Raw genomic sequence first — 24,727 nt, forward strand, 5'->3', positions numbered from 1 at the left:
AATGAAATCGTCAAGCAGCCGGCAGCCGAGCGCCGCCGTTCCAATTGACGCAAAGCGGAAGAGCTTTGGGGCCGGTCAGGCGTCGGCAATAGGCAAAGCGGTCCGGTTGACGACAGGCCGTAAGCCGAAGCTGGTGGTGAGCTGCGAAACCCCTTCGATCCGCGTCAGTTTCTGCCGCAGGAAATCCTCGAACGCATCGAGCGACGGCACGACCACACGCAGCTGGTAATCGCAATCGCCCGTCATCAGATAGCAATCCATCACTTCGGGAAGCGACGTAACCGTGCGTTCGAAGGCTTCGAGCCGCCGATCATCCTGCCGTTCGAGGCGAACCCGGACGAACGCCGTGACGTTCAAGCCCAGTGCCGCCGGATCGACCAGCGCGACATAGCGGTCGATCACGCCATTTTCCTCTAACGCCCGAAGACGCCGAAGGCACGGTGACGGAGAAAGACCCACGCGCTCCGAAAGCTCCTGGTTGGTCATCCGGCCATCATCCTGGAGTGCGCACAATATTTTTCGATCCGTCCGCGAAATCGATGATTTGGTCATAATATTCTCCAGAGGCGATATATATTGGCATCTTCTGCTAATTTTATGCCGATCCCGGTCCGGGATAGCAAGGACATGCCGGGCAACCCTGCCCTATGAGGACGCTTCGCAAACAGGAACAAGCCCATGACCGTCGCCCTCGCCAACGACCGCGAAGATATCATCAACGCCCTGAAGGCACTCGACACGCGCCTTCTCTGGCTCTCCTCCTGGATGATCCACAACGCCAACAATGTCCGGCCCAAGCGCGACGGGCTGAAGGTCGGCGGGCATCAGGCGAGTTGCGCTTCGATGACCGCGATCATGGCGGCGCTCTATTTCCATGCGCTGCGTCCGCAGGACAAGGTGGCGGTCAAACCGCATGCGGGGCCGGTTCTCCACGCGATCCACTATCTGATCGACGAACAGTCGCGCGGGCGGATGGAGAAGTTTCGCGGGCTCGGCGGCGTGCAAAGCTATCCCTCGCGCACAAAGGACGCGATCCCGGTCGATTTCTCGACGGGGTCGGTGGGGCTTGGCGTCGCGATCACCGCCTTCACTTCGCTGGTGCAGGATTATCTGATCGCGCACGGGCGGCTCAAGCAAGAGGCCGCCGGCCGCATGATCGCACTGATGGGCGACGCCGAGCTCGACGAGGGCAATATTTATGAGTGCCTGATCGAAGGCTACAAGCATGATCTGCGCAACTGCTGGTGGATCGTCGACTATAACCGCCAGTCGCTCGACAACACGACCGCCGACCGCATGTTTCGCCGCTTCGACGATATTTTCGAGACCTGCGGCTGGCGCGTGATCACGCTCAAATATGGAAAGTTCCAGCGCGAGGCGTTCGAGCGCCCCGGCGGCAAGACGCTGCAGGAGTGGATCGACAATTGCCCCAATGCCGATTTTGCGGTGCTGACCTATCAGGGCGGCGCGGCATGGCGTGAACGACTGACTGCCGACATCGGGAGCAAACCCTATGTCGCGAAATTGCTCGCCAGCTTCGACGATGATGGGCTCGCGGGGCTGATGACCAACCTTGGCGGGCATTGCATCGAGTCCATTGTCGACGCCTTCGAGGGTGCCGATGACGAAATACCGACGCTGTTCATCGCCTATACGGTGAAAGGTCGCGGCCTGCCGCTGGCCGGTCATAAGGACAATCACTCGGGGATGATGAATACGACCCAGATTCATCAGTTTCGCGACAGTCTTGGCATAGCCGAGGGAACCGAGTGGGAGAAATGGGGCGGACTTGGCGATAATGTCGCAGCGCGGCTGCAGGCCTTCGTCGATGCCAGCCCGATCGCGCGCAAGCAGCGCGAGGGCGCCAGCGAGACCATTGCCGTCCCGGCCACCCTGCCCGCGCCCGAAGGCGCCGAACAATCGACCCAGGCCGCCTTCGGCCGCATCCTGCTCGACCTGGCCAAGTCGGGCGAACCGCTCGCCGACCGGATCGTCACGACGGCACCCGACGTGACGCAGACGACCAATCTTGGCGCCTTCGTCAATCAGCGCGGGCTGTTTCGGCGGCGAGAGCTGGCCGATATGTTCCAGAAGGCGAAGATCCCTTCAGCGCAAAAATGGACCCAGCATGCCGCGGGCCAGCATATCGAACTGGGGATCGCAGAAAATAATTTCTTCCTGCTGCTCGCTTCGCTCGGCCTCGCCGCGCCGCACTTCGGGACGCGGCTGCTCCCGGTAGGCACAGTCTATGATCCCTTTATCTCCCGCGGGCTCGATGCGCTCAACTATGGCTGTTATCAGGACGCGCGCTTCCTGCTCGTCGGCACGCCTTCGGGGATCACATTGGCAGGCGAAGGCGGCGCGCACCAGTCGGTGAACACGCCGCTGATCGGCATGGGGCAGCCGAACCTCGACTATTACGAGCCAGCCTTTGCCGACGAAGTCGCACTGATGATGCGGCACGCCTTCGACCATATGCAGCAGCCCGACGGCAGCTCGGTCTATCTGCGCCTGTCGACCCGGTCGATCGCGCAGGTCGAGCGGGCCGACACCGAGTGGCAAGCCGATGCGCTGAAAGGAGGCTATTGGCTGAAGCGCCCGGGCGCGGGCGCCGAGGCGGCAATCGTCTTCACCGGCGTCATCGCGCCCGAGGCGTTGGCGGCGTGGGAGCAATTGAGCGAGGATATGCCCGACATCGGCCTGCTCAACATCACCTCGCCCGACCTTCTCCATCGCGGCTGGTCGGCGCGGCGCGCAGCACGTTGGACCGGGCAGGCGCCCGAACCGAGCCATATCGAAACGCTGCTCGCATCCCTCGCGCCCGGCGCCGGGCTTGTCACGGTGCTCGACGGCTCACCGGCGGCGCTGTCGTGGATCGGTGGTGTCAGCGGCAACCGGGTGAGCCCGCTCGGCACCGACCGCTTCGGCCAGACCGGCGACGCGCCCGACCTTTACGACCTGTACCGGATCGACGCCGAAGCGATCATCGATGCCGCGGCCGAACTCTTCCTGGGAAACTGACATGGCGATCGAACTGATGATGCCGGCGCTCTCGCCGACGATGGAAAAGGGCACGCTGGCCAAATGGCTGGTGGCCGAAGGGGATCTGGTCAAGGCGGGCGACCTGATTGCCGAAATCGAGACCGATAAGGCGACGATGGAATATGAGGCCGCTGCCGATGGCCGCATCGCGAAGCTTGTGATTGCCGAAGGCACCGACGATATCGCCGTCGGATCGGTCATCGCGCTGCTGAGCGACACCGATGAGGTCGCGCCTGAACCGGCGATGGCAGCGGCCGCGCCCGCAGCGGCGCCTGCCGAAAGCCCAGCGCCTCCGCCGCCCGCACCCATCGCCGCGCCGATCCCGGTCGCCATCGCCCCCCGCCGCGCATCGCCCGCCGACCGGATCAAGGTCAGCCCACTCGCCGCGCGCATCGCCGACGCAAAGGGCATTGATCTCGCGGTGCTGACGGGAAGCGGTCCCAATGGCCGGATCGTCCGCGCCGACCTCGGCATCGCTTCACTGCTGACGGCACCGTCCGCTCCCGTCGTCGCGCCCGCCGCAGTTCCGGCAATCGCCCCGCCGCCCACGGGCGTGCCGGTGGAGACGATCAAGCTCAGCTCGATGCGCAAAACGATCGCGCGCCGCCTGACCGAGAGCAAGACGAGCGTTCCGCACTTCTACCTGACCGCGCGCTGCAATCTGGACCGGCTGCTCGCGCTTCGCGGAACACTCAACGCAACGCTTGCCGCCAGCGGATTGAAATTGTCGGTCAATGACATGCTCATCAAGGCGCTGGCACTGGCGCTTCAGGAAGTGCCCGATGCCAATGTCCAGTTCGGCGGCGACGTTCTCCATCGTTTTCAGCGCGTCGACGTGTCGATGGCGGTCGCGATCGACGGCGGGCTCGTCACGCCGGTTCTGCGCGACGTGGGCTCGCTATCACTCTCGGCGATCGCAACGCAGAGCAAAGCCCTCGCGGCGAAGGCCCGCAACGGCAAACTCACACCCGACGATTATGAAGGCGGCACCGTCTCGCTGTCCAACCTCGGCATGTTCGACATCGACGAGATGTTCCCGGTGATCAATCCGCCGCAAGCGCTAATCCTCGGCGCAGCCGCGGGCATCGAACAGCCGTGGAAGGTCGATGGCGAAATCAGGCTGGCGACGGTCATGGCCGCGACCGCCAGTTTCGATCACCGCGCGATCGACGGCTCGGTCGCGGCCGAATTCATGCGTGCATTCCGGGTGCTGGTCGAGACGCCGCTGCGCCTTCTGGTTTGAACGCGGGGCGCACGGCTGGGCACCCCGCGCCCATGATCAGGGCGTAAGGACCGGCAGATCGAGGAAGGATTGCTTCACGGCATTGGCCTCGAATTTTAGAACCGGCGTGCCGGATGCAGGGAGGCGGTAAAAGCTGTCCTTGTCATGTCCCGCAATGGCCACGCGCAGGCTATGGCCTTTGGGCACCATCACCGATGTCGGAAGCAGCGCGAGCGACACCATGTCGGTGATGCCCGGCACCATGTCCCGCGCATCGGCGCGCAGGAAGCTATGCCCGGGGCCGAAGGAGACGCCGCCGGGCCGCGGCCCTGAACTTTTCCTGCTCGACAGGCGCAAGGCCCCCTCGGTGATCATCGTGACCCGGCCGTCGGGCGCCACGCTCTCGAGATAGACGATCACCGCCCCGTCCTTATGAGAGGACGACATTTGCAGCGTGATCTTTGGATATCCGGTGATCTCCATGTCCTTTTCGAGCGGGGGCGATGTGTAAAGCAAAAGCCGCTTGTCCGCCTCGTTCCGGTCGCCATAGAAAACGTCGCGATATCCCAATTGCGTGGTCCAGCGGGTTTCGCTCCCCGTCCCGGCCTCATAGTCAACGGTATAGGCATCCGCCCCCTTGCGCGCGGTTGGCGCCTTGGGACCAAGGCGACGATCAGGGCTGAAATAATAGCGCTGGCTGCGGGTGCCGGCGGGCGGCCAGACCGTGGTCGTCCTCCAGCTTTTTGAGCCCATCACATAATAGACGAGCTCCTTCTGCGTTCGCACCGGCTGCGCGCCATTCTCAAGATAGGGCGCGATGAACTGCCGGACCATTTCATATTGCGCGTCCAGAGCGGGCGAGACCGGCAAATCCTTGGGATTATAAGGGTCGGCATCGTGCCGCGCGCCATGTCCCCACGCCCCGATGATATATTTGTTCGGCGCGTCATCCTTTGCGAAGCGCATCAATATCCCGTCGGCGGTCCCGGCGTCCATCCAGCTGCCCCAATGAAAAGCCGGAACCCCGCGCACGGCAATCGCCTGATAGAATTCACCAATCGCCACCGAGTGATCGGGCGCATCCGACAGGTCTTTGGCGACCTTCAGATCGTCGCGATACTCCACGCCGTCGAAGATCGCGGTCATCGATGCATTGCCCCGATGTTCCTCGATCGCCATTTTCAGCGCCGCCCGGCCATCGGGCCCATCGACGGGCTTGACCCCCATCACTGTCGGCGCGCCATTCTCGCCTTTGCGATAGCCAAGCGCTTCGGCATCATTCAGATCCAGCGCCCGGACCATGTCGCCCCAGTCGCTGGACATGATCCGGTTCTTCAGCCCGCCCGGAAACAGCAGCGACGTGTACCAGTCGAAATCGGTGAATTGCGGCACCACGGTTTTCAGCGCCGGATGCCCCGACAGAACCGACAGTTCGGCGGAGTTGCCCAGATAGGAAACGCCAATCGCGCCGACATCGCCGTTCGACCAGGGCTGCTTCACGATACCGTCGATGATCGCATAATAGTCGCCGACCTCGGCCGTTGAAAATTCGGTGGCTCTCGTCCCGAACGACGCACCCGATCCCCGCACGTCGGCGACGACATAGGCATAGCCAAAGCGGTTCATGACCTTCGCGAGCATCGGAAGGTCCGATTTCGCCGGATCATAATCCTTCGCGCGCCAATAGCGGGTGAAGGATATCATCGCCGGTATCTTCTTTTGGGCGTCCACGCCCTCGGGCAGCCAGATGTCCACCGCGATCTTCACCCCGTCGGGCATGGTGATATATTTCGCCTCATTGCGGGGCGGCGAAACCTGAGCGACGGCAGCGGTCGATGCGAGCAGCGCCGCCGCGACAAGAAAAGATCGGGCAATCATCGGCGCTTTACTTCGCGGTCTCGAACGGCCTGTCATCCGCAAATCTGCGGAGGACATTGCCCGTCATCTGCGACACATTATTCTTGAAATCATTGTGGTTGAGGCTGGCGCGCCAGCCCATCGACCCGACCGAGAACACCGCCCCGCCCTTGGGGGTTTCAAAGAAGACGATATCGGCCTTCGGGCTCCGGACGTTGAGGCGGTAGCGCAGGTCGACAAGCCCCTCGCCCGACGCATCATAGGGCCATTTGATATTCTCGCTCGTCGCCACGATCAGCGCATGCCGCGGCGTCCCCCGCTTGAAGCTGGCGGAATCGACCTCCTCGGCTGCTGCGCCTCCGGCATATTTGCCGAAATCGCCAATGATGTCCCCCTCGATCCCCTCAAAGATAAAGGCTGCGCGCGGGTCATTGGCGGCGGGCAGCTTGCGATAATGTCCCCCGCCTTCCATCGCCATCGGCTTGGAATAGCGCACCCCGACCAGCTCGCGCGGCTCGCGGCCCGCATCCCACCAATATCCGCTGCGGTGGCCGTCAAATTCCTGATGGGCATGGAAGAAGGATTCATTCCCCTGCTCAACTTTGCGGACCTCGATCACATCGGGAACTTCGCGATGGCAGGAGGTCACCCAGTAAAAGCCGTTGCCGCCCAGATACATGAACCGCCCGCCCTGATTCTGATAGTCGGCCAGCGCCGTCCAGATTTCAGGCGTGACATATTCGGGATGATTTCCCGACACGACGGCGGTGTAATTTTCAAGCAGCGCGACGCCTTCGGTCTGGAGAAGATCGTCGGTGATCACATCATATTCAAAGCCTTCGTGATCCAGCCATTCGATGATGTCGAGATCGGCGTTCAGCGTGATCGTCGCCGCGTCCGGGCGGGTGGTGATATTGGGGTAGCGTTTGGACGCGTGCTGGATCAGCGTGCCGTCGCGGTGAAACTCATAGACACCGCCGGGAAATTCGGGGCGTTCGATCAGGAAATCGGCGTTGGCCTTTGCACCGACGATGACTTTGATCGGATCTTCCTGTCGCATGACCTCCTTGCCGTCCGGCCCCTTTTCCAGGATCGCAATCCGGGCGTTAAAGCCGGCGGTCAGATTGCTATACGCCAAATAGGATGTCGTCGGCAGAAGGAACGCAATCTTCGCATTCGTCTTGCCCTTGGGCGGCGCCACATAAAAGGGCACATAATCCTCGGAATCGCCCAGACGAAGCCGCACGGCATAGACGCCGCTTTTCAGGTCCGCGGGGATTTTGAAGGAAAAATCAGTCTTCCATTCCAGATCATAAACCGCGTCGTCATGGAAATAGATCGCGCCATATTCGGCCGGATGCTCCTGCCAATTATAGGCCGCCTCGTTCCAATTGACCCCCGGCATCGCGCGATAGGGCAAATTGACGGTCACGCCGTGCAGGCCGTGTGCGCCGAGATCATGGACCCGGGTCGTTCCGGTTCCCTTGGCGAAATCCCAGAAGCCGGCAATGTCGCCGCCAGCATAATCCTGCGGCGTGCGCGCCGCCAGCAGGCGGGAAACGGCGGCTCCGTCAAGTGCGCCCCGAATGATGCGAACCGTATCCAGCCGGCCATTGAATCCTCCAGCCGCGCGTTTCAGCGGGCCATTGCCCGGGGCTCCGGACGCCGCGGCAAACCGCAGAGCGCCCCCCTGCGCCACCGGCTTGACGGGACCCCGAACCTCTTCGGATTTCAGGTTGAATTTCTCGCCCGGCGTTGCGGCGACCGGCACGGAGCGCAGCGTCACCTCATTAGTTTCGGCATTGTAAGCCGCCGACACCTGATACCATTTGTCGATCACCAGCGGAGCTGCGGCGACCACCTTCGCCGTCGTTGCGCCGTCGCCGGTATAAAAGGCCAGCCTCCCGCTTTCGTCGATCGCCAGCGACCAACCGCGCTTTTTTACGTCATCCCAGCGCGCGACCAGATTCTGGATACTGCCAGCCCCACCCTTGCCATCGACCGGAATCAGCGTCGGCAAAACACTCGCAACGACGGTAAAGCTGCCCGGGGCGTCGAGCGACGTCGCCTTTCCAATCTCGACAAAGGAACCGGTGTGGATCGCCTGATTGCGTCCGGGATAGATGCCCGCGAACGATGCCGGGACCTCCTCGAACAGAAAGCGTTTGCCGCGATCAAATTCGTCGGCTGATTTCAGGCGGATCAGATCGGCCTTATATTTTCCGGGGGCATAGGTGCTCACCTTGAAATCGGCGGTGTCGCCGGGGCGCACGGTCCATGGCAGGCCATAGCCGACGATCGTCTTCTTCGGCTGCTTCATATCCACCATGCGCGCCTGCGCCTCGGGAAGAGTGGCGATCACCGCCGCGCTGGCCAAAAGCTGAAGAACCGTCCGCCGGGAAGGAGACAAGGCGCCCGAGGACACGGCCGAACCAGCCCCCGATTTTGAACTTCCCGAACCGCGCATAAGCCTTACTCCCAGAATTTATCGACACAGGGGCCGGTTCCGGCCGCATATTTTACGAGAGGGTGATGGCGATGCATGGTGCAGACAACAACGCAGGATGACCGCGCCGCGTCCCACTTCGATCCGATACCATCCCAACCTCAGCAACAATGTGATTGCACACCGATATACGAATGGCATCATGCAGTTGGCTCAAGGCGATGTCAATATTTATGAATGTTCATTCATATTAAAATCGACATCGTTCGCTGAACGGTCAGGCAAAGGCTCGGGCTTTATCAGCGCAGGGCGCAACGCGCGCGCCATCAGCTCCCGCGGCGCGGGCGCAACGCAAAACCGGCCTGCCGAAGCAACCGTTTGGCGTCGTATTTCAATTGCGGTTGTTTCCCGATCCCGATCCCGGCGCCAGAAGCGACGGCGGCATCGCCCACGCCCCGCTTCACGCCGTCACGCGCCGGGGCGTTTTTCCAGCGCTTTCATGATGAAGGTCAGGATGTTCTCCGTGACATCCTCTTGGGTCATGCTGCCCTTGTCACCCTCGAACCAGTAAATGAGATGTTCGATGGGAGCCAGCATCGAGAAAGTCGCCGTCGTCAGATTGTCAAACTCGAAAACCCCCGCCTGCTCGCCCCGTTTCAATATATCCTGGATGATCAGGATCAACTCGCGCTGGGCATTGACGACAATTTTCTGCTGATGCTTCGTAAGCCCCGAACGATCATTGTTCGCGCGAAAAGAGTGAAAGTCGATCAGCGGGAGAATTTTGCAATACTGGATCTCATAAGCGATGTGCGCGCGAATAAATGCCTCAAGCTGAAGCCGCGGATCCTCCGGATCCACCTTTGCCAAGGCTTCCTTGCACATCGTGATCATCTGCCACCCGATGTCTTCGAGGATAGTGAACAGGATTTCATTTTTCGACTTGAAATAATTATAGAATGCAGACGGCTGAATATTCACGCGCTTCGCGATGTCGGTCATGCTGGTATTGTCATACCCTTTTTCCATGAAGCTCTTCGCGGCCGATTCAAGGATGGTACGGCGGGTTGCCGGGCCACTGCCCTTTTTCCGCGTAACTCCCGTTTTTTGCGTGACCGTTGCCAATTTAACTCCAATTCAGAATATTGACCGGGCCCGCATCGGGGCGACCGGACCCCAGCGCTTATCGTATCAAAACGCGTCGACCTTGCAAGGGCGCAGCCCGATCGGGGCCTGTGGTGCGTTCGCCTTCTGGAGTATGGGAGAGCCCCCGCACCTGCGACCACAGGCAGCGAGGACGGGCAGGTCGGTGAATTGCTCCCTCACAATCCACCGAAACCCGCCCCACCTCTGGCGCCATCCCCCTGATGGCGCGCGATCGATCTTGTCAGAAGCTCAGATCAAGGCTGACGCCATATTTTCTGGGCGTACCGAATTTCTCATGACGCGTACCCATCAGGTCGAGCACAGCAGGCGCCGTGATATAACGCTTGTTCGTCAGGTTCTTGACCCAAAGATAGACGCCCCACCCGTCTTCAGCCGAACGAATGCCGGTCCGCGCGTTGAACAGAGTATAGCTCGGCTTCTCACGCAAATTCGCCGAATCCTGGAACTGATTTCCGCGATATGTCATGCCCGCGTTGAGCATGAACTCACCGAAATTGCCGATTTGCTGGGTGAATGTCGCACCGGCACTGGCGTTCCATTTCGGCGAATAGGTCAGACGCTTGCCGGAGAAATCCTTGTTTCCGACCTTGTAGGTGTCAAACTTCGCGTCCGAATAGCCGAGCGCAAAATCGATCGCCAGAAAGTCCACGGGCTTGAACGTCCCTTCGGCTTCGAAACCCTTGATCGTCGAAGAACCAGCGTTCGCAATCACCTCGGTCAGGCAGCTGGCATCGCCGCAATCGCGGACCTGCTGATCGGTATAATCCATGTAGAAAGCCGCCAGGTTCAAAGCCAGCATCTGGTCGAAATACAGACCCTTGATGCCCACTTCATAGTTGGTGACATATTCCGGATCGATCACATTATTGGTCACGATGAAATTCACTTCACCGAGGTTCCAGCCGCCAGCCTTATACCCCCTCGAAATCAGGGCATAGGCGTTCGCATTTTCGGCAAGCGCATATTTGGCCGTGGCGTTGAACGACCAGGCGCCCTTTGAATAATCGCCTGCCACATTCTGCGCCACGAACGGGAAGCCGGGCGGGACGGTTTGGCGAAACACCATCTCCTTGTCGTCCTTGGTGTAGCGGGCACCAATGCCGAAGGTGAATTTGTCGGTGAAACGATAGTCGAGCTGGCCGAAAGCGGCGTAGCTTTCGCTCTTGACCCTCGCGGCATGACGCAGCCCGGTCCCGATCGGGAAGATCCCGACATAGCCACCCAGCGTGAAAATGTCGGTCGATTCCTTCACTTTCTGGTTAAAGTAGAAAAGCCCCGCCGTGACATCCAGCTTGCCGTTCCCGGTCGTAGCCAAGCGCAGTTCCTGACTGAACTGGTTCTGCGTCTCATTGTTGATGTCGCCGAAAAGCGGTTGATTTGTATAGTCGCGATCGAACACCCGGAGCGCCTTCGCGTCGCGATAGGCGGTGATCGAGGTCAGTGCCAGATTCTCCGCCACATCGATGGTCGCATGCGCGCTGAAGCCATAGGATTCCATGTCTTCATCCGAAGGCCCATCGATATTCACTTCATAGGGCTTGGGAGCAAAAACAATGGGCCCCGCACTGACGGGAGGCGCAAAGCCAGCGGCGCGCCAGTCGAACGCGAAGGATTCGCTGGGCCCGTCCTTGCGGTTGATTTTCGTCCAGTCGGCAGCCAGCAGAATATCCACGCCCTCACCGGGTATCAGGTTGAGCTGACCCCGCAGCCCATATCCATCGGGGGTGTTATAGGTTTCTCCCGTCGCGATATTCTTCACATGCCCGTCGCCATCGGCGAGGAACGCGTCGAGCTTCGCATGGAGCACGCCCTTGACGATGGGGCCACCGATGCCGATCCGTGTGCGGACATAATCATAATTGCCAAGGTCAACCTTGGCATAGCCCTGGAATTCACTCGGGGGCTTTTTCGTTACAATGGCGATCACGCCCGAAATCGTGTTCTTCCCTTGCAGCGTTCCTTGCGGACCGCGCAATACTTCGACACGATCGATGTCGACCAGATCCTGGCTGACGGCCAGCATACGCCCCATATAGACGCCATCGACGCTCAGCCCGAACCCGACATCAAGCCCGGCATTATCTTCCTGATTGGCGATGCCGCGAATGGCCACAGTATTGCTCGACCGCGAATCTTCGCCATCAATGGAAAAGTTCGCCACCGAATATTGAAGATTTTCGATCGTGCTGGCGCCGATCATTTCCAGCTTTTCCGCCGAAACGACGTTGAGCGACATCGGAACATCGACAAGGCGCTCAACCCTTTTGCGCGCGGTCACGACAATCTCTTCCGAGGCCGCTGCGCTGGTGGTGCCCGCCTCCTGAGCATGCGCCGATTGCGCGAACGCGCAGGCGCTGGCCATTCCCATGTAAAGCGGAATTTTCCTGAATTTGGTCATTTGCTCCCCTCCCTGAATTGCCCGGCCCGTCATAAGCGGGCCTGGGTCAGTCCCCGATTGTGTCGTGAATATCATGCCGCTTTTGCGGCTGTCAATATTTATTCATGAATGTTCATTCATTATAAATTTACGCCAGAAGCACCCGTCAGCTCGAGCATGAAATGCCGAACGCAACGACTGCCCAGGGCTCATATCGATCGCCCGATAACCTGCTTCATAATCTCCGACGTGCCGCCATAAATGCGTTGCACGCGCGCCTCGGTGTACATGCGCGAAATCGGATACTCGTCCATATATCCATAGCCGCCGAAGAATTGCAGGCACTTGTCGACGACCTCGCCCTGCAGCTCAGAGGCATAAAGCTTCACCATCGCCGCCTGTTCGGGGGTCAGTGTGCCATTTTCCAGCGCCACGAGGCATTGATCGAGCAACGTCCACCCCGCCTGAATTCTGGTCTTCAACTCGGCGAGGACAAATTTCGTGTTCTGGAAATCGAAAATCCGCTTCCCGAACGCGCGGCGTTCCTTGACATAATCGACCGTCAATTCAAACGCCCGCTGCGACGCCGACATGGCGATAACGCCGATCGACACCCGCTCCTGCGGGAGCGATCTCTGCATGAGGTCAAACCCCTGCCCCTCACCCCCGAGCAGGTTTGCGGCGGGTATCCGCACATCGCCAAAGAAGAGTTCCGCAGTGTCCTGCGCCTTCATACCCATCTTCTCGAGCTTCCGCCCCTTGGTGAAACCCGGGACGCCAAACTCGACCAGAAAAAGCGAAATCCCCTCGGACGCCCCCTCGCCCACGGTCCGCGCCGCGACGATGAATAAATCCGCAGTCCAGCCATTGGTGATGAAGATCTTGCCGCCGTTGAGGACATAATGGTCACCGTCGCGACGGGCGGTGGTTGCGATTGCGCGAAGGTCGCTGCCCGTGCCGGACTCGGTCATGGCGATCGCACCGACGACTTCGCCCGACACCATCCGGGGCAGCCAGGCCTTTTTCTGCTCCTCGGTTCCGAATTGCAGCACATAATCGGCCACAATGTCAGAGTGAATGGCAAAGCATGGTCCGGTTATCCCGCTATATTGCGCAACCTCGTTGACGACGCATAAATAGCGATAGTCCGCCCCCGCACCGCCATAGGCTTCGGGAACCTGTGGGCACAGCAATCCCTGCTCGCCCGCCTTCCGCCAGAAAGAGCGCGGCGTTTCGCCATTCGCCTCCCATTGCCGATGAAAGGGGACAGCTTCGACCTCGAGAAAGCGACGCACCGCGTCGCGAAAAATCTCGTGATCCTGATCGTAGATTTTGCGTTCGAGAAACATGGCACCCTCGCCAAAAATGAGTCAGGAAGCCCGCTTCGCCAAAAGCGTTTCGCGAATGGCCATCAGCGCGCCAATCGGGCGGATGAACACTTCGATACAGGTGATCTGACCATCATCGTCGATGGTCATCAGGTCGATCCCTTTCACATCGAGGTCGCCGACCTTCCCGACGAACTCGAGCGCATATTCCTTGTCATTTTCCCAGATGCGTTCGTAGTGCATGGGATTGATGATCGAGAGGACATCAACCAACGCTGCGCGCACCGCGTCGCGGCCCTCGATCGGCTTCCACCCCGCCGGATTTTTCAGCTGAACATCCTCGCGGAGCAGGTCGTCCAGATATTGAAATTGCTTGGTCATCGCGACCATCTTTATCTTTTCGACATCCAGCCTCATGTCTCACCTCTTGCAGTTCGGATTATGTCAGTGGTCGCCCGCCCGTGCGGGTTCGCCGGATCATTTCGGCGTCGGAATGAGCCCCGCCGACATCGCCCCGCCGCCGACAAGCGCCTGGCCGCCGTCGCACGGAATGATTGCGCCGGTGATATAGCGGGCCGCTGGCGAACACAGGAACAGCGTCAGATCGACGATTTCCTGCTTCTGCCCATAGCGCAGCAATGGCAGCATGCCCTCGATCCGGCTGCGGATTTCGGGGGTCGGGCTGAGCCGCTCCATGCCCTCGGTCCCGTCGATCGGGCCGGGCTGAATGGCGTTCACGCGAATGCCGTAGCGGCCCCATTCCATCGCCAGCGATTTCGACAGCATGTCGAGGCCCGCCTTTGCGGCGCAGACATGCGCCTGAAAGGCATAAGGAAATGTCGATTGCGGCGCCGACACATTGACGATCGAGGCATCGCCGTGCGCGAGATGGTCAAACCCGGCCCGCATGACGTGAAAAGTGCCGATGAGGTCGATGTCGACGACCGTCCTGAAGCCGTTCGCCGACAGCTTTTCGGCGGGCGCCACAAAATTTCCTGCGGCCCCGGAAACGACGACGTTCAGCTTTCCATACGCATTTTCGATGTCGACATAAGCGCTTTTTACCGCGTCAAAATCGCGCACGTCGGCGGCAAAACCCATCGCATCGGGGCCCAGATCCTTCAGCCGCCGAACAGCCTCATCCACCCGTTCCTGATTGCGGCTCATCACCGCAACCCTGGCGCCGGCGCGGGCAAAGCCGAGCGCGACCTCCAGATTGATGCCGCTCGTACCGCCGGCAACAAACACGGTTTTGCCGGCGTAGAGATCCTGCCTGTAAATCGATTCCATTCCCAAAACACCTTCGCGGTTCTGCCCTTCTCCCCTATGCGGAGCCGGACGCGTTTTTATTAATGCATATTCATTCATATATTTTACGGGCAGCAAAATGCAATGAAAATTGCGCAGCTGCGCGCAAAATCTACCGTACCGTCGTCAGGCCGTCCGGGGCCTGGTACCCAGCATGGCGCGCGCCTCATCGGGCGTGGCGACTTCGCAGCCGAGATTCTCAATGATACTGCGGGCGCGCTCGACAAGCTGGCCGTTGGTGGCGAACACTCCCCGGCTCAGATAAAGATTATCTTCCAGCCCGACGCGCACATTGCCGCCCAGCAACACCGCCTGCGCCACCATCGGCATCTGCATCCGCGCGATCCCAAAGGCCGCCCATTGCGCATCCTTCGGCAACAGATCGCGCATGTAGATCATGGTTTCGGGTGTGGCGGGCAGCCCCCACCGCGTTCCCATGACAATCTGGAAACAGGGCGGCGCATCAAAATAGCCCTCGTCGATCATCTGCCGGGCGAGCAGAATGTCGCCGGGGGCAAAGACCTCAATCTCCGGCTTCACCCCCAATGTCTGGAACGTCTTCGCCATCTTCTTCAGCGTGTAAGGCGTGTTCAGATACACATATTCCTTGTCGCCATCCTGCTGGTTCTGGGTAGTCACATCGATCGAGCAGACATCCGGCAGCGTCATTTCGATATGCCGGACGCGCTCTTCGGCGCTGGCGAGGTCGCTGCCTGGCCCCGCGCGGCTTTCATCATCCGGGTCGGGCATGAAGAAGGCGCCCCCGCCGCAGGTGATGTTCATGACCGCGGTCACACCCTTCTCACGAACGCGCGTCGCCATATCGAGGAACAGGCCGGGATCGCGGCTCCCCGAACCATCGCCCGGATTGCGCACATGCAAATGCACCGCCGACGCCCCCGCCTGCTCCGCTTCCCACGCCGCATCGGCAATCTGCTGCGGCGTCACGGGAAAGTTCGGGTGTGCGCGGTTATAGTCGTTTTCGCCGACGACCGCGCAGGTCAGAATGACTTTCTGTTTCATGGACATGGTCCTTCCTTCATATCTTCAGGATCAAAGCTGGATGAGCCGCTGCTGGACCGCGCTTTCATAAGCCGCGAGGACGATTTTGAGGGCGTTCAGCCCGTCCTGCCCAGTCACCGCAGGCGCGCGATCTTCCCGAATGCTGTCGACAAACGACTGCATCTGCAGCGAAAAATTCTGAGGCATCGGATGGTGGTCGAGGTGGATGGGGATCAACCCGTCCTTGCCGAAAAACACCAGCTGCTCGGCATAGGGATAGATTTTCAGCGCCCCCTTGCTGCCATAGATTTGACAATTCACGGGATGTTCGGACCAGCCGGGTTCCAGCGTGAGATTGTTTTGCGAATCCCAGCTGCCACCCCATCGCGCGATACCCTCGGTCGGGAGCAAAGTCGGAAAACTGATCGTGTTGGCGATCAGATGCGCGACCGCACCATTGCTGTAAGTCATCGTCACATGTTCGGACGCCGGGTGCGCGCCCGAGATATTCCCGCGGCCGAACACCGTATCGACGCCGGCGCCGAGGAACCAGGAGAAGAGGTCGATCAGATGGATGCCATGATCCATGATGCCCATCCCGCAACCGCCCGGCGTTCCCGGCGCATAGTGATGCGGCCCGCATTCGGTGTAGCTGGCCAGCCCGCTGCCGCCGATGACGACCTCCATCGCCATCGACACCTCACCCAGATCGCCGCGCTGGATCATCTCGCGCGCTTTCATATTGGCGGTGAGGCTACGGTAGGACGCGCCATAATAGAGCTTCACGCCCTGCAGCGCGCATGCATCGAGGATCGCCTGACCATCCTCGATCGACGTCGCCAGCGGCTTTTCGACAAGGATGTGAACCTTGTGCGCGGCTACCTGTTCGGCGACCGCACGGTGATAGCGCGCGGGGACACAGATGCAGACGATGTCGAGAGCTTCCTTCTCGAGCATCTCCCCCAGATCGGTATAGCCCGCCACGTTCCATTTCCCGACGACGCGCGCCAACGCATCGGCGTTCAGCTCCGCCCCCGCAACCACCTCGATCGAGGGAAGCCCCCGGTAGGCATGGAAATGGACATCGGCCACCGATCCGCCCGCTCCGACGATCCCCACGCGCAATTTCCGTGTCATATCCTGTTCTTTCGCTGATGCCCGACGGGGGCGCCCTAAACGGCCGCGGCCTTCAGATTGTTTCGGGTCGATCGCATCACGAAGAGCCCGATCGCGATGAAGATGGCCGGGACCAATGCGGTGCAGAATGTGATCACATCGACGACCTGCGACGTCTGCGCGACGCTGCCCGATCGCGTCTCCACCAGCCCTGCAATCCCCAGGATCGCGCCGACAGCAAAGGCAGATATCGCAAAGCCCGTCTTTTCGCCGGCCAGCCAGATGCCGGTATAAATGCCCGACACATTGCCCGCTTCGCTCCGCGACGGATCAAGCTCGACCAGATCGGGAAGCAACGCCAGTCCCAGCACCTGCTGTCCGGCAAAGCCGACGCCGGTGCAGGCAATCGCAAGATAGACGAGCTGGATCATCGACGGATGCGAGACCAGCCAGAAGCTGACCATCGACACGACCAATATGAGGCCGCTCAGCTTGAACGCGCTGACCTTTCCGATCCGCGCCGACAATTTCAGCCAGACGGGGATCGAGGCGATCGCGGTGCCGTTGAGGAGCAGGAAGATCACGGTCAATTGCTGACCGCCCCCGCCCAGAACATAAGTCGTGTAAAAGGGCAGCCCGACCAGCAGACAGCCAAATCCGGTCAACTGGATCGTATAGGTCGCGAATATCTTGAGATAGGTGATGTTCCGAAATGGCCCGTCGATGACCTGCCGCCACAAGGGCGCAGAACTCGTCATTCCGGCCATCGGCTTTTCGGGCGTGCCGAAATAGGAGATCAGCATGGCAATGCCGATAATCGCCCCCAGAATGAAGGACATCGCGCCATAACCGGCGACGCCGCCGCCAAATTCATCGATCAGGATCGGCGACAGCGCGCCTGAAAGCACGATGCCGATGAACAGAAAGACCATCCGGTATGATACGATCCGCGTCCGCTCCTGCGGGCTCTGGGTCATCTCCGCAGGCATCGCGATATAGGGGATGGAAAATATCGTGTAGCCGGTGGTGCAGAGAATATAGATGGCGACGACGTGCCAGAAGCGCGCCTCGACCGATTCATAGTTCGGGACATTGAACAAGACACAGAAGAAGGCGCCGGTCATGATGGCACCGACCAGCAAATAGGGACGCCTTCCCCATTTATGGCGGGTGCGGTCCGACAGCATGCCGACAATCGGGTCGATGATGACGTCCCACATCTTGGGAACGAACACCCCGAACGCCGCCAGCTGCGCCGGAACGCCCAGATAGTTGGTCATATAGAAAAGCAGCAACAGTCCGGGGACGGTCGTAAAGGCGCCGGTGCCGATCGAACCAAAGCCATATCCAATTAAATGTCTCGGCCGCATTTGCACTTCGGTTTTCAGTGACTGCTGCATGAGCTTGTCCCCAAGGTCGGCGCGAAAGTCGGGCCCTCGTAAATCCGGCGGCGGCATGACGATCGCTATCCGCCGGACGGTGATCGCTTCTTGAGATCGAAAATCCGAAATTGGGTTTCGCACGGAGGACCCGGCGCTAGATGCAGCCGCGCATGCGCACCCATTTCATAAATGGCGGCGCCCGCAGTGTAGGACATGGTGTCGCTGACGCTGGCGGCGGACAGCTTCCGCGATACGGGGTGCAACGGATCGTCGCACGCCGACAGCGCCGACTTGAAACCTTCCAGACCAGGCCGGGCGGACAGCTCCGCGACCCGTCCGGCGATCGAGGCAAGCCGCGCCACCGAATTGTCCAGCTTCTGCGGTGGCAATTCGCCGTCCCCGCGGCCCGGAACCAGCGCCGCCAGAACATGGTTGGTATGGCAAACCCAGGCCCGTTGATCCGGCTCTGCGACCATGGCCACGCCGTCGGCGGAGCATTCGAAGGTTGCGACGCCGCGATCGGTGGAGAGCAGATAATTCTGCCCCGACGCATGGCGCACCGTGCGGAGAAGCGCCTCGGCCTGAGCGGCAGAGGTACATTCGAGCAGGCAGCGAAGTATGAAGGCGACCGGCAAGCCGTCATTGGCAGAGGTCAATTGCATCAGCGTGTTACAGCAAATGCCCAGCGGCGCATTGTTCAGGCCCATGAAGCCCAAACCGCCCGCCGACCCAAAGATCAGCGCTTCCAGCCCGTCCCTTTCATAATCAATATGGAACAGGGTCTGATAGCCTTCATGGAAAGGCGGAATGTCCATATTCTGCCCGGCATAGCTGGTCCCGCCCGCCGCATCGTGCAGCCCGAACGCCGTGCATTTCGATCGATATTCGCCCGCCCATTTGGTGCGACCGAACACCCATTCCTCGTCGCTGAGCTGGAGCAGCAAGGCCGCCTCAAAGGGCAGGCCCGCCCCATCCGCTATCCCGCGCACCTCGTCCAGAAGCGCCGGACAAAAGGCCGAGATCGCGCCCGAGAATTGCTGATACGCCCAAAAGGCATCCAGATAGTCTTTCGCGGGGACGCCATAGACGCGTGCGATCGCATCATGCTGCGCCGCGCTCAGCCCGCGAATTGCCGCGCGCAATTCCTCGCCATGGATTCGCCCCCGGTTCCGGGGAGAACCCGTCAGCTTGATGACCCGCAGATCGTTCGCGCGCATCGTCAGGGTCAGCCTTCTTTCAGGAAAAAGACTTTCCTGATCAGCTGGTCCTCAACCTCGTAAATCGCCACGGCGCGCATATCGGGCTTGCCCGCGCGATGGGTCACAAACTCCGCATCGATGACCTTGTTCTGGATGACGATGCGATTGATGAGCTCAGCATGGATTCCGGGCGCCCGCGCAAAAATACCTTCATACATTTCGCGCAAACGGCTCTTGCCCTCGCACAACAGCTCGTCGGGGAAATTATAGATGCGAATGTCGTCGGCATAGGGTGCGACGAACGCATCCACATCATGATCATTGTAAGCGTCCAATTGCCGGTCGACCGGCGCTTCGATGGTTTCGCCCATGGAGTTTCTGCCTTTTGAAAAATCGGTTCGCCTTCGGGTTCGCGAAGGACGAACGGCCTAACTGAGGATGGCGTGGATGATCGGCGCCAGCAGAAGCGGGACATACATCCCGACGATCTGGGTCAGGATCGCCATCATCAGCGCGACGGTGACGAACCCCCGGTCATAAGCGGCCGCGAGGATCGGATTGGTCACTGTGCCGCCCAGATTGGCGTAAAGACCGGTGATGACCAAAACCATCGGCGCCCGCAAATAGCGGCCGATGAGCAGCATCGTGATCAGGCTGATCAGCAGCAACACCGGGCTGTAGATCAGGAAAATGCGATACTGCCACACATGCTCGATCGAGGCGCCTGCCCCCAATACCGCCATCATCAGGTAGAGGCTGATCTTTGCGATCTGGGTCGTGCCATGTTCGTTGAACTGGCTGATCATCGGCGAGAAGGACATGATCAATCCGGTCGTGACAACAAGGACGAGCGTCAGAATCGGCGCCACCATCGCGGACGAACCGAAATTCGCCGACAGCGTGTCGCCCAAATATCGGCAGGCCAGCGTCACCGCGAGGCCGAGGAAGGCGACCATCGCGAGCCCGCCGCTGCTGATGGGTTGGGGCTTGTGGCTGGCGACGCTGGAAAGCTCCTCGACCAGATCCAGCGTTCCCTCGCGGGCGCGGAGCCAGCCGTCGAACTTGGCCTTATGTCCGGCAAAATAGATAAGCAGCGCCAGGAAACTATAGCCAATGATCGAATCCACCGCGATCAGCGCGCCCAATATGCCCGGCGACGCATTCAATGCTTCGGCCATTGCGACAAGATTCTGCGATCCGCCGATCGCGCCGGCATAGGAGGCGATGATCGCCGACCATGCCTCGGTTCCGATCTGGCCGGCGAAGAGGAAGGTCGCGGCGACAAAGCCGAAGGTGACGCTGAACATTCCGGCAAGGACCATGATCGTCACCAACCGACCCAGCTTGAAGACCGCCCGGACATTCACCGAGATCATGAACAGGAATATCGCGAACGGCATCAGATATTTCTTCGTCCACGCATAGGCCTCGCTATTGTGCGGCAGGACCCCAAGGTTTCCGAAAATCATGCATGTGATGAAGATCAACAGGATGGGCGGAGCATATTCAAAGACGCGTCCCGCGAGCTTCTGCTCTTCCAGCCAAAGGAGGATCCCCACGACACCCAACAGGAGCGTGAATGTCGCCATGACCGACATGGTTACAGCGCCTTTTTGGAAATATTCGACAGGCCGTTCACGAACTCATGCAGCTTTTCTTTCACCGCCGGATTCTGGCTGGCGATGATGCTGTGAAAACACTCGTTCTGGATCGCCTTTTCCAGGCGATCGCGATAGGTGCTGACGATCGATTCCTTATAATCGCCCAGTGATGCCGGCGAATATGTCGCCAGCCGCTTCGCCAGTTGCAGCGCTTCTTCCTGCAAATCCTCGTCGGCGACGACCCGCAGCGCGAGGCCGTTTTCACGCATGAAATCGGCGCTATACCGCTCGCCGCTGAAAAACATTTCCATGGCCAGCAGATGGCCGGCGCGATGCGGGAGCAGGAATGACAGGCCCCCGCTGGCAAAAATCCCGTAGTTGGTTTCGGGCAGATAGGCTTTGGCGCTCGCCCCCCAGACCGGAAAATCGCAATTCAGCGCCCACGACACCGCGCCACCGACCACCCAGCCCTGAAAGGCGCCCACGATGGGCTTGCGGTTAAACATCAGGTTGCGCGAAACATCCTGCAGCGAGTCCATGAAAGCGCGGAGTTGGGTCACGTCGGGCATCTCGTCGGTGGCGTCGATCAGGTCGTCGCCGACCGAGAAATTATCCCCATTGGCGTTCAACAGGATCACCCGGCAGTTGTCGTCCTCATTGGCCCGGCGCAGAACGGACACCAGATCGTCCAGCATCGAATGATTAAACGCATTTTTCTTGAGATGCCGGTTCAATGTGACGGTGCAGACGCCGCTATCAACGTGCCACTTAATTGGATTTGTCATTATCGATACTCTCGTTGAATTGGCTTGATTGTCAGGATTCGCTCCACTGACCCGCCACCCTGTCGTAACTTTTCGCCTGCCTGCCATCGGCATGCAGCTCGTTCTTTTTGACCCGCTCCGATGGCGTCATCGGCAGGGCCTCCCGGAACTCCCAATGTCTCGGGATTTTGAACCGGGCCAATCTGTCGCTGGAGAAGGTGATGAGATCGGCGACTTTCGACGGCAGATCGCTGTTCGGCTCGCGCAGCACGATATAGGCTTTCACCTCTTCCTCGCGCAGCGCGTCCGGCACGGGCACACAGGCCGCGATCACGACATCGGGGTGCATTTGCAGCACCGCTTCGACTTCGGCGGCCGAGATATTCTCGCCGCCGCGGCGGATCATGTCCTTCTGTCGCGAGCTGAAGAAAAAGCGACCGCTTGCGTCCCGGCGAACAAGGTCGCCGGTGTGATACCAGCCGTCCCGGATCGCCTCCGCAGTCGCCGCCTCATTCCGGTAATAACCCAGCATGATGCCGGGGCCCTTCAGGATCAATTGCCCCACCTCATCGACACCGACATCCGCACCATCCTCGTCAATGACGCGCGCGGTGCGATATTGGCTCACTTCGCCGAGGCAGCCGGTGCCGACAAGGCTGGCATGATCTTCCAGCGCCCAATCGCTAATGTCCGCGCCGGTTTCGGTCGTGCCATAGGCCTCGACCCAAGGAACACCGTATCGCGCCTCCAGTTCGGCATGCCGGTCGGCCGGAATGCCCGAACAAACGACCCGTCTCACCCGATGCGCCTTCTCTTCCTTCGACACCGGCATTTTCAACAGCAGCGTCGGCATCGCGCCGAGGCAGTAAAAGAAGCTGACATCATGCTCGGCGATTTTCCCCCAGAATTGGGAGGGGCGGAACCGTTCCAGCACGACCAGTTTCGCACCGCTGCACAGCGTGACAACCAGGTTCCAGTGCGGATCGATGTAGGAAAAGGGCTGCGCGGTCAGGACGACGTCGTCGCCGCCAAGTTCCGGCTTCATCGACGCAACGATCACGCCGGCGATCTGCATCCAGTAACGGTTCGTGAGCAGGCACCCCTTGGGCAGGCCGGTGGTGCCTGACGTATATTGGATATTCGTCACGGTATCGGCATCGATGTCAGGCTCCGGCGGAGCGCCGTGAGCAATCAGGATCGTTTCGAAAAAGGGATCATCCCTGCCACCCGAACTCAAAAACAGGGCGCTCTTCAGATCAGCCGACGTTTGCCGGATATCCTCGACAAGATCGACCTTCTCACGCGTCGTAACGATCAAGCTCGCCCCCGAATGCGAGAGCAGGTGCCGTGCATCCTCGGTCCGATAAGCCGGGTTAAGGGGAACGGTGATCGCGCCCATCCTAGCGAGCGCTAACCAAAACAACGGATAAGCACTGACATTCGGCAACATCAACGCAACCCTGTCGCCCGCCGCAATGCCGAACTCCCCGGCAAGGAAGCGCATGATCCGGCCGGTCTGGCTTTCCAGTTCGGCGAAGGTAAATTCATCGCCCGAGGCATCGAAGACCAGCGCCGTTCGATCCGGCCACTGCTCCGCTGCGCGCAGAAGCATGCCCCTTATCGTATCTATTGCGGCTTTCGAATTCTGAGACATTGCCCGCGTATCGCCCCCAAAACCACCCGCGCCCCAATGGGCTTGCAGGCCTCACATTTCTGGTAAAACCATAGAAACATGCGAATTATTTCGCTAATGAATGATCATTAATACAAACACTTTCCGATGTAAAGTCGAAATGCCGGATGCGATGGCGAGCGCCCCTGAAATACGACACCGAGCGCAGAAATGCCGCATGTGCGGCTTTCAAAACCCACCACCTTCGGTACAAATCTGCAAACAACGGCCCGCGACGTCGATCGACAAAGCCGCACTGCGCCACCCTTACTCTGCGGCCACGTAACCGACGATGGCTTCACCTCCTCCAAGAACCGCTTGAACAGCGCACCGTTCGACGATACATCATGAATGAACATTCATTCAATAGTATGGAGCAGCGAAATGCGAGCATATATTTCCGCCGATATCGAAGGGGTGGCGGGCATCACCAACTCCCCCCAGCTCACGCCCGCGGGCTGGGAGTTTCAATCCGCACGCAAATGGATGACGGGGGAAGTCGTCGCCGCCGCCGAGGCTCTGCATGAAGCCGGGGTCGAGGAAGTCGTCGTCGCCGACGGCCACGGGACCGGCCAGAATATCCTGATCGACGAAGTGCCCGACTATATGCGCACCGTCCGATCCTGGCCCCGCCCGCTGCTGCAAATGCAGGGGGTTGAAGATGGTCCGTATGAGGTGGTCGTGTTTATCGGACATCACACGAGCAGTCTTTCGCCGGCGGGACTCTTGTCCCATACCTATCATGGCGGCTGCTATCGCGACATCCGGATTAACGGCGAAAGCAATTCCGAAACCGGATTCAACGCGATGCTCGCCGCGCATTTCGGGATCAAGACGATCTTCTCGTCAGGCGACGAAAGCTACATCGATCACGTCAAAGAACTCAATGCCGACATCGAGACGGTCGTCACGAAGAAAACCTATGGTCTCGCCGCGATCAACACGCTGAAGCCCGCCGTCGCGCGAAAATTGATCAAGGAAGGCGTCGCACGCGCCTTCGCGCGCCGCGATGCGATTTCGCTCATGTCGCTGCCGTCAGAATATCGGGTGGAGCTCGAATTCAAGAACCGCATTCAGGCCGACATGTGGAACTATCTGCCCTGGGTCGAAAGCACGGGTCCGGCGTCAATCGGAGCAACGCTTCGCAACATGGAAGAGGTGATGAAGTTCATCTCCTTTGGCATGTTCTATCAGCCGAAGGATCGCCCCCAGCTCGCCTAAGCAGAAACGCCGCTCAGCCTTGT

Annotated in this window: 19 protein-coding genes; 3 read left to right on the forward strand and 16 right to left on the reverse strand. The window is 60.0% G+C overall.

From position 1 onward, the window contains the following. Window positions 1-75 precede the first annotated feature (75 nt). Window positions 76-552, reverse strand: a complete 477-nt coding sequence (locus AC1RRJ_RS21215) for an Lrp/AsnC family transcriptional regulator (RefSeq protein ID WP_493126446.1) — start codon at window positions 550-552, stop codon at window positions 76-78. Between the two features lie 126 nt (window positions 553-678). Between AC1RRJ_RS21215 and AC1RRJ_RS21220 the strand changes: the two genes are divergently transcribed. Beyond that, window positions 679-3,021 (forward strand): transketolase, encoded by a 2,343-nt coding sequence (locus AC1RRJ_RS21220; protein ID WP_493126448.1) that lies wholly within the window; start codon window positions 679-681, stop codon window positions 3,019-3,021. A gap of 1 nt (window position 3,022) precedes the next feature. Then, entirely contained in the window at window positions 3,023-4,285 is a 1,263-nt protein-coding gene (locus AC1RRJ_RS21225) for a dihydrolipoamide acetyltransferase family protein (RefSeq protein ID WP_493126450.1), read from the forward strand. Between the two features lie 36 nt (window positions 4,286-4,321). Here AC1RRJ_RS21225 and AC1RRJ_RS21230 read toward each other — a convergent pair whose 3' ends face one another. The 15 genes from AC1RRJ_RS21230 to AC1RRJ_RS21300 form a co-directional block, all read right to left on the reverse strand. Continuing rightward, the gene (locus tag AC1RRJ_RS21230) at window positions 4,322-6,142 is read right to left on the reverse strand and encodes a CocE/NonD family hydrolase (protein WP_493126452.1); all 1,821 of its coding nucleotides are present in this window, start codon (window positions 6,140-6,142) and stop codon (window positions 4,322-4,324) included. 7 nt (window positions 6,143-6,149) lie between these two features. Next, window positions 6,150-8,483: a N,N-dimethylformamidase beta subunit family domain-containing protein gene (locus AC1RRJ_RS21235; RefSeq protein ID WP_493126454.1), complete on the reverse strand. Its 2,334-nt coding sequence runs from the start codon at window positions 8,481-8,483 to the stop codon at window positions 6,150-6,152. Window positions 8,484-9,035: 552 nt separating this feature from the next. Continuing rightward, entirely contained in the window at window positions 9,036-9,692 is a 657-nt protein-coding gene (locus AC1RRJ_RS21240) for a TetR/AcrR family transcriptional regulator (protein WP_493126456.1), read from the reverse strand. 262 nt (window positions 9,693-9,954) lie between these two features. Further along, window positions 9,955-12,132 (reverse strand): TonB-dependent receptor, encoded by a 2,178-nt coding sequence (locus AC1RRJ_RS21245; protein WP_493126458.1) that lies wholly within the window; start codon window positions 12,130-12,132, stop codon window positions 9,955-9,957. A gap of 188 nt (window positions 12,133-12,320) precedes the next feature. After that, the gene (locus AC1RRJ_RS21250; protein WP_493126460.1) at window positions 12,321-13,460 is read right to left on the reverse strand and encodes an acyl-CoA dehydrogenase family protein; all 1,140 of its coding nucleotides are present in this window, start codon (window positions 13,458-13,460) and stop codon (window positions 12,321-12,323) included. A gap of 21 nt (window positions 13,461-13,481) precedes the next feature. Next, window positions 13,482-13,820 carry a nuclear transport factor 2 family protein gene (locus AC1RRJ_RS21255; protein ID WP_493126462.1) on the reverse strand — a complete coding sequence of 113 codons (339 nt, stop codon included), beginning with the start codon at window positions 13,818-13,820 and terminating at the stop codon, window positions 13,482-13,484. Window positions 13,821-13,916: 96 nt separating this feature from the next. Continuing rightward, entirely contained in the window at window positions 13,917-14,729 is an 813-nt protein-coding gene (locus AC1RRJ_RS21260; protein WP_493126464.1) for an SDR family oxidoreductase, read from the reverse strand. A 144-nt stretch (window positions 14,730-14,873) separates the two neighbouring features. After that, on the reverse strand, window positions 14,874-15,770 hold the full coding sequence (locus tag AC1RRJ_RS21265) for a beta-keto acid cleavage family enzyme (RefSeq protein ID WP_493126466.1): 897 nt from the start codon (window positions 15,768-15,770) through the stop codon (window positions 14,874-14,876). Between the two features lie 30 nt (window positions 15,771-15,800). Then, on the reverse strand, window positions 15,801-16,886 hold the full coding sequence (locus tag AC1RRJ_RS21270) for a Gfo/Idh/MocA family protein (protein WP_493126468.1): 1,086 nt from the start codon (window positions 16,884-16,886) through the stop codon (window positions 15,801-15,803). Between the two features lie 35 nt (window positions 16,887-16,921). Further along, on the reverse strand, window positions 16,922-18,265 hold the full coding sequence (locus AC1RRJ_RS21275) for an MFS transporter (protein WP_493126470.1): 1,344 nt from the start codon (window positions 18,263-18,265) through the stop codon (window positions 16,922-16,924). A gap of 65 nt (window positions 18,266-18,330) precedes the next feature. After that, window positions 18,331-19,464, reverse strand: coding sequence for a C45 family autoproteolytic acyltransferase/hydrolase (locus tag AC1RRJ_RS21280; RefSeq protein WP_493126472.1), 1,134 nt, complete (start codon window positions 19,462-19,464; stop codon window positions 18,331-18,333). An 8-nt stretch (window positions 19,465-19,472) separates the two neighbouring features. Beyond that, the gene (locus AC1RRJ_RS21285; protein ID WP_493126474.1) at window positions 19,473-19,817 is read right to left on the reverse strand and encodes a nuclear transport factor 2 family protein; all 345 of its coding nucleotides are present in this window, start codon (window positions 19,815-19,817) and stop codon (window positions 19,473-19,475) included. A 57-nt stretch (window positions 19,818-19,874) separates the two neighbouring features. Further along, window positions 19,875-21,044: a DUF819 family protein gene (locus AC1RRJ_RS21290; protein ID WP_493126476.1), complete on the reverse strand. Its 1,170-nt coding sequence runs from the start codon at window positions 21,042-21,044 to the stop codon at window positions 19,875-19,877. Window positions 21,045-21,046: 2 nt separating this feature from the next. After that, entirely contained in the window at window positions 21,047-21,925 is an 879-nt protein-coding gene (locus AC1RRJ_RS21295; RefSeq protein ID WP_493126478.1) for an enoyl-CoA hydratase/isomerase family protein, read from the reverse strand. Next, window positions 21,864-23,423, reverse strand: a complete 1,560-nt coding sequence (locus tag AC1RRJ_RS21300; RefSeq protein ID WP_493126480.1) for an AMP-binding protein — start codon at window positions 23,421-23,423, stop codon at window positions 21,864-21,866. Before AC1RRJ_RS21300 ends, AC1RRJ_RS21295 begins: the two co-directional genes overlap by 62 nt. 444 nt (window positions 23,424-23,867) lie before the next feature. On the opposite strand from AC1RRJ_RS21300, the gene AC1RRJ_RS21305 reads away from it, so the two are divergent. Then, window positions 23,868-24,704, forward strand: coding sequence for a M55 family metallopeptidase (locus AC1RRJ_RS21305; protein ID WP_493126482.1), 837 nt, complete (start codon window positions 23,868-23,870; stop codon window positions 24,702-24,704). Window positions 24,705-24,727: the final 23 nt, after the last annotated feature.

Source organism: Sphingopyxis sp. GW821-FHT12C06, assembly GCF_058807415.1.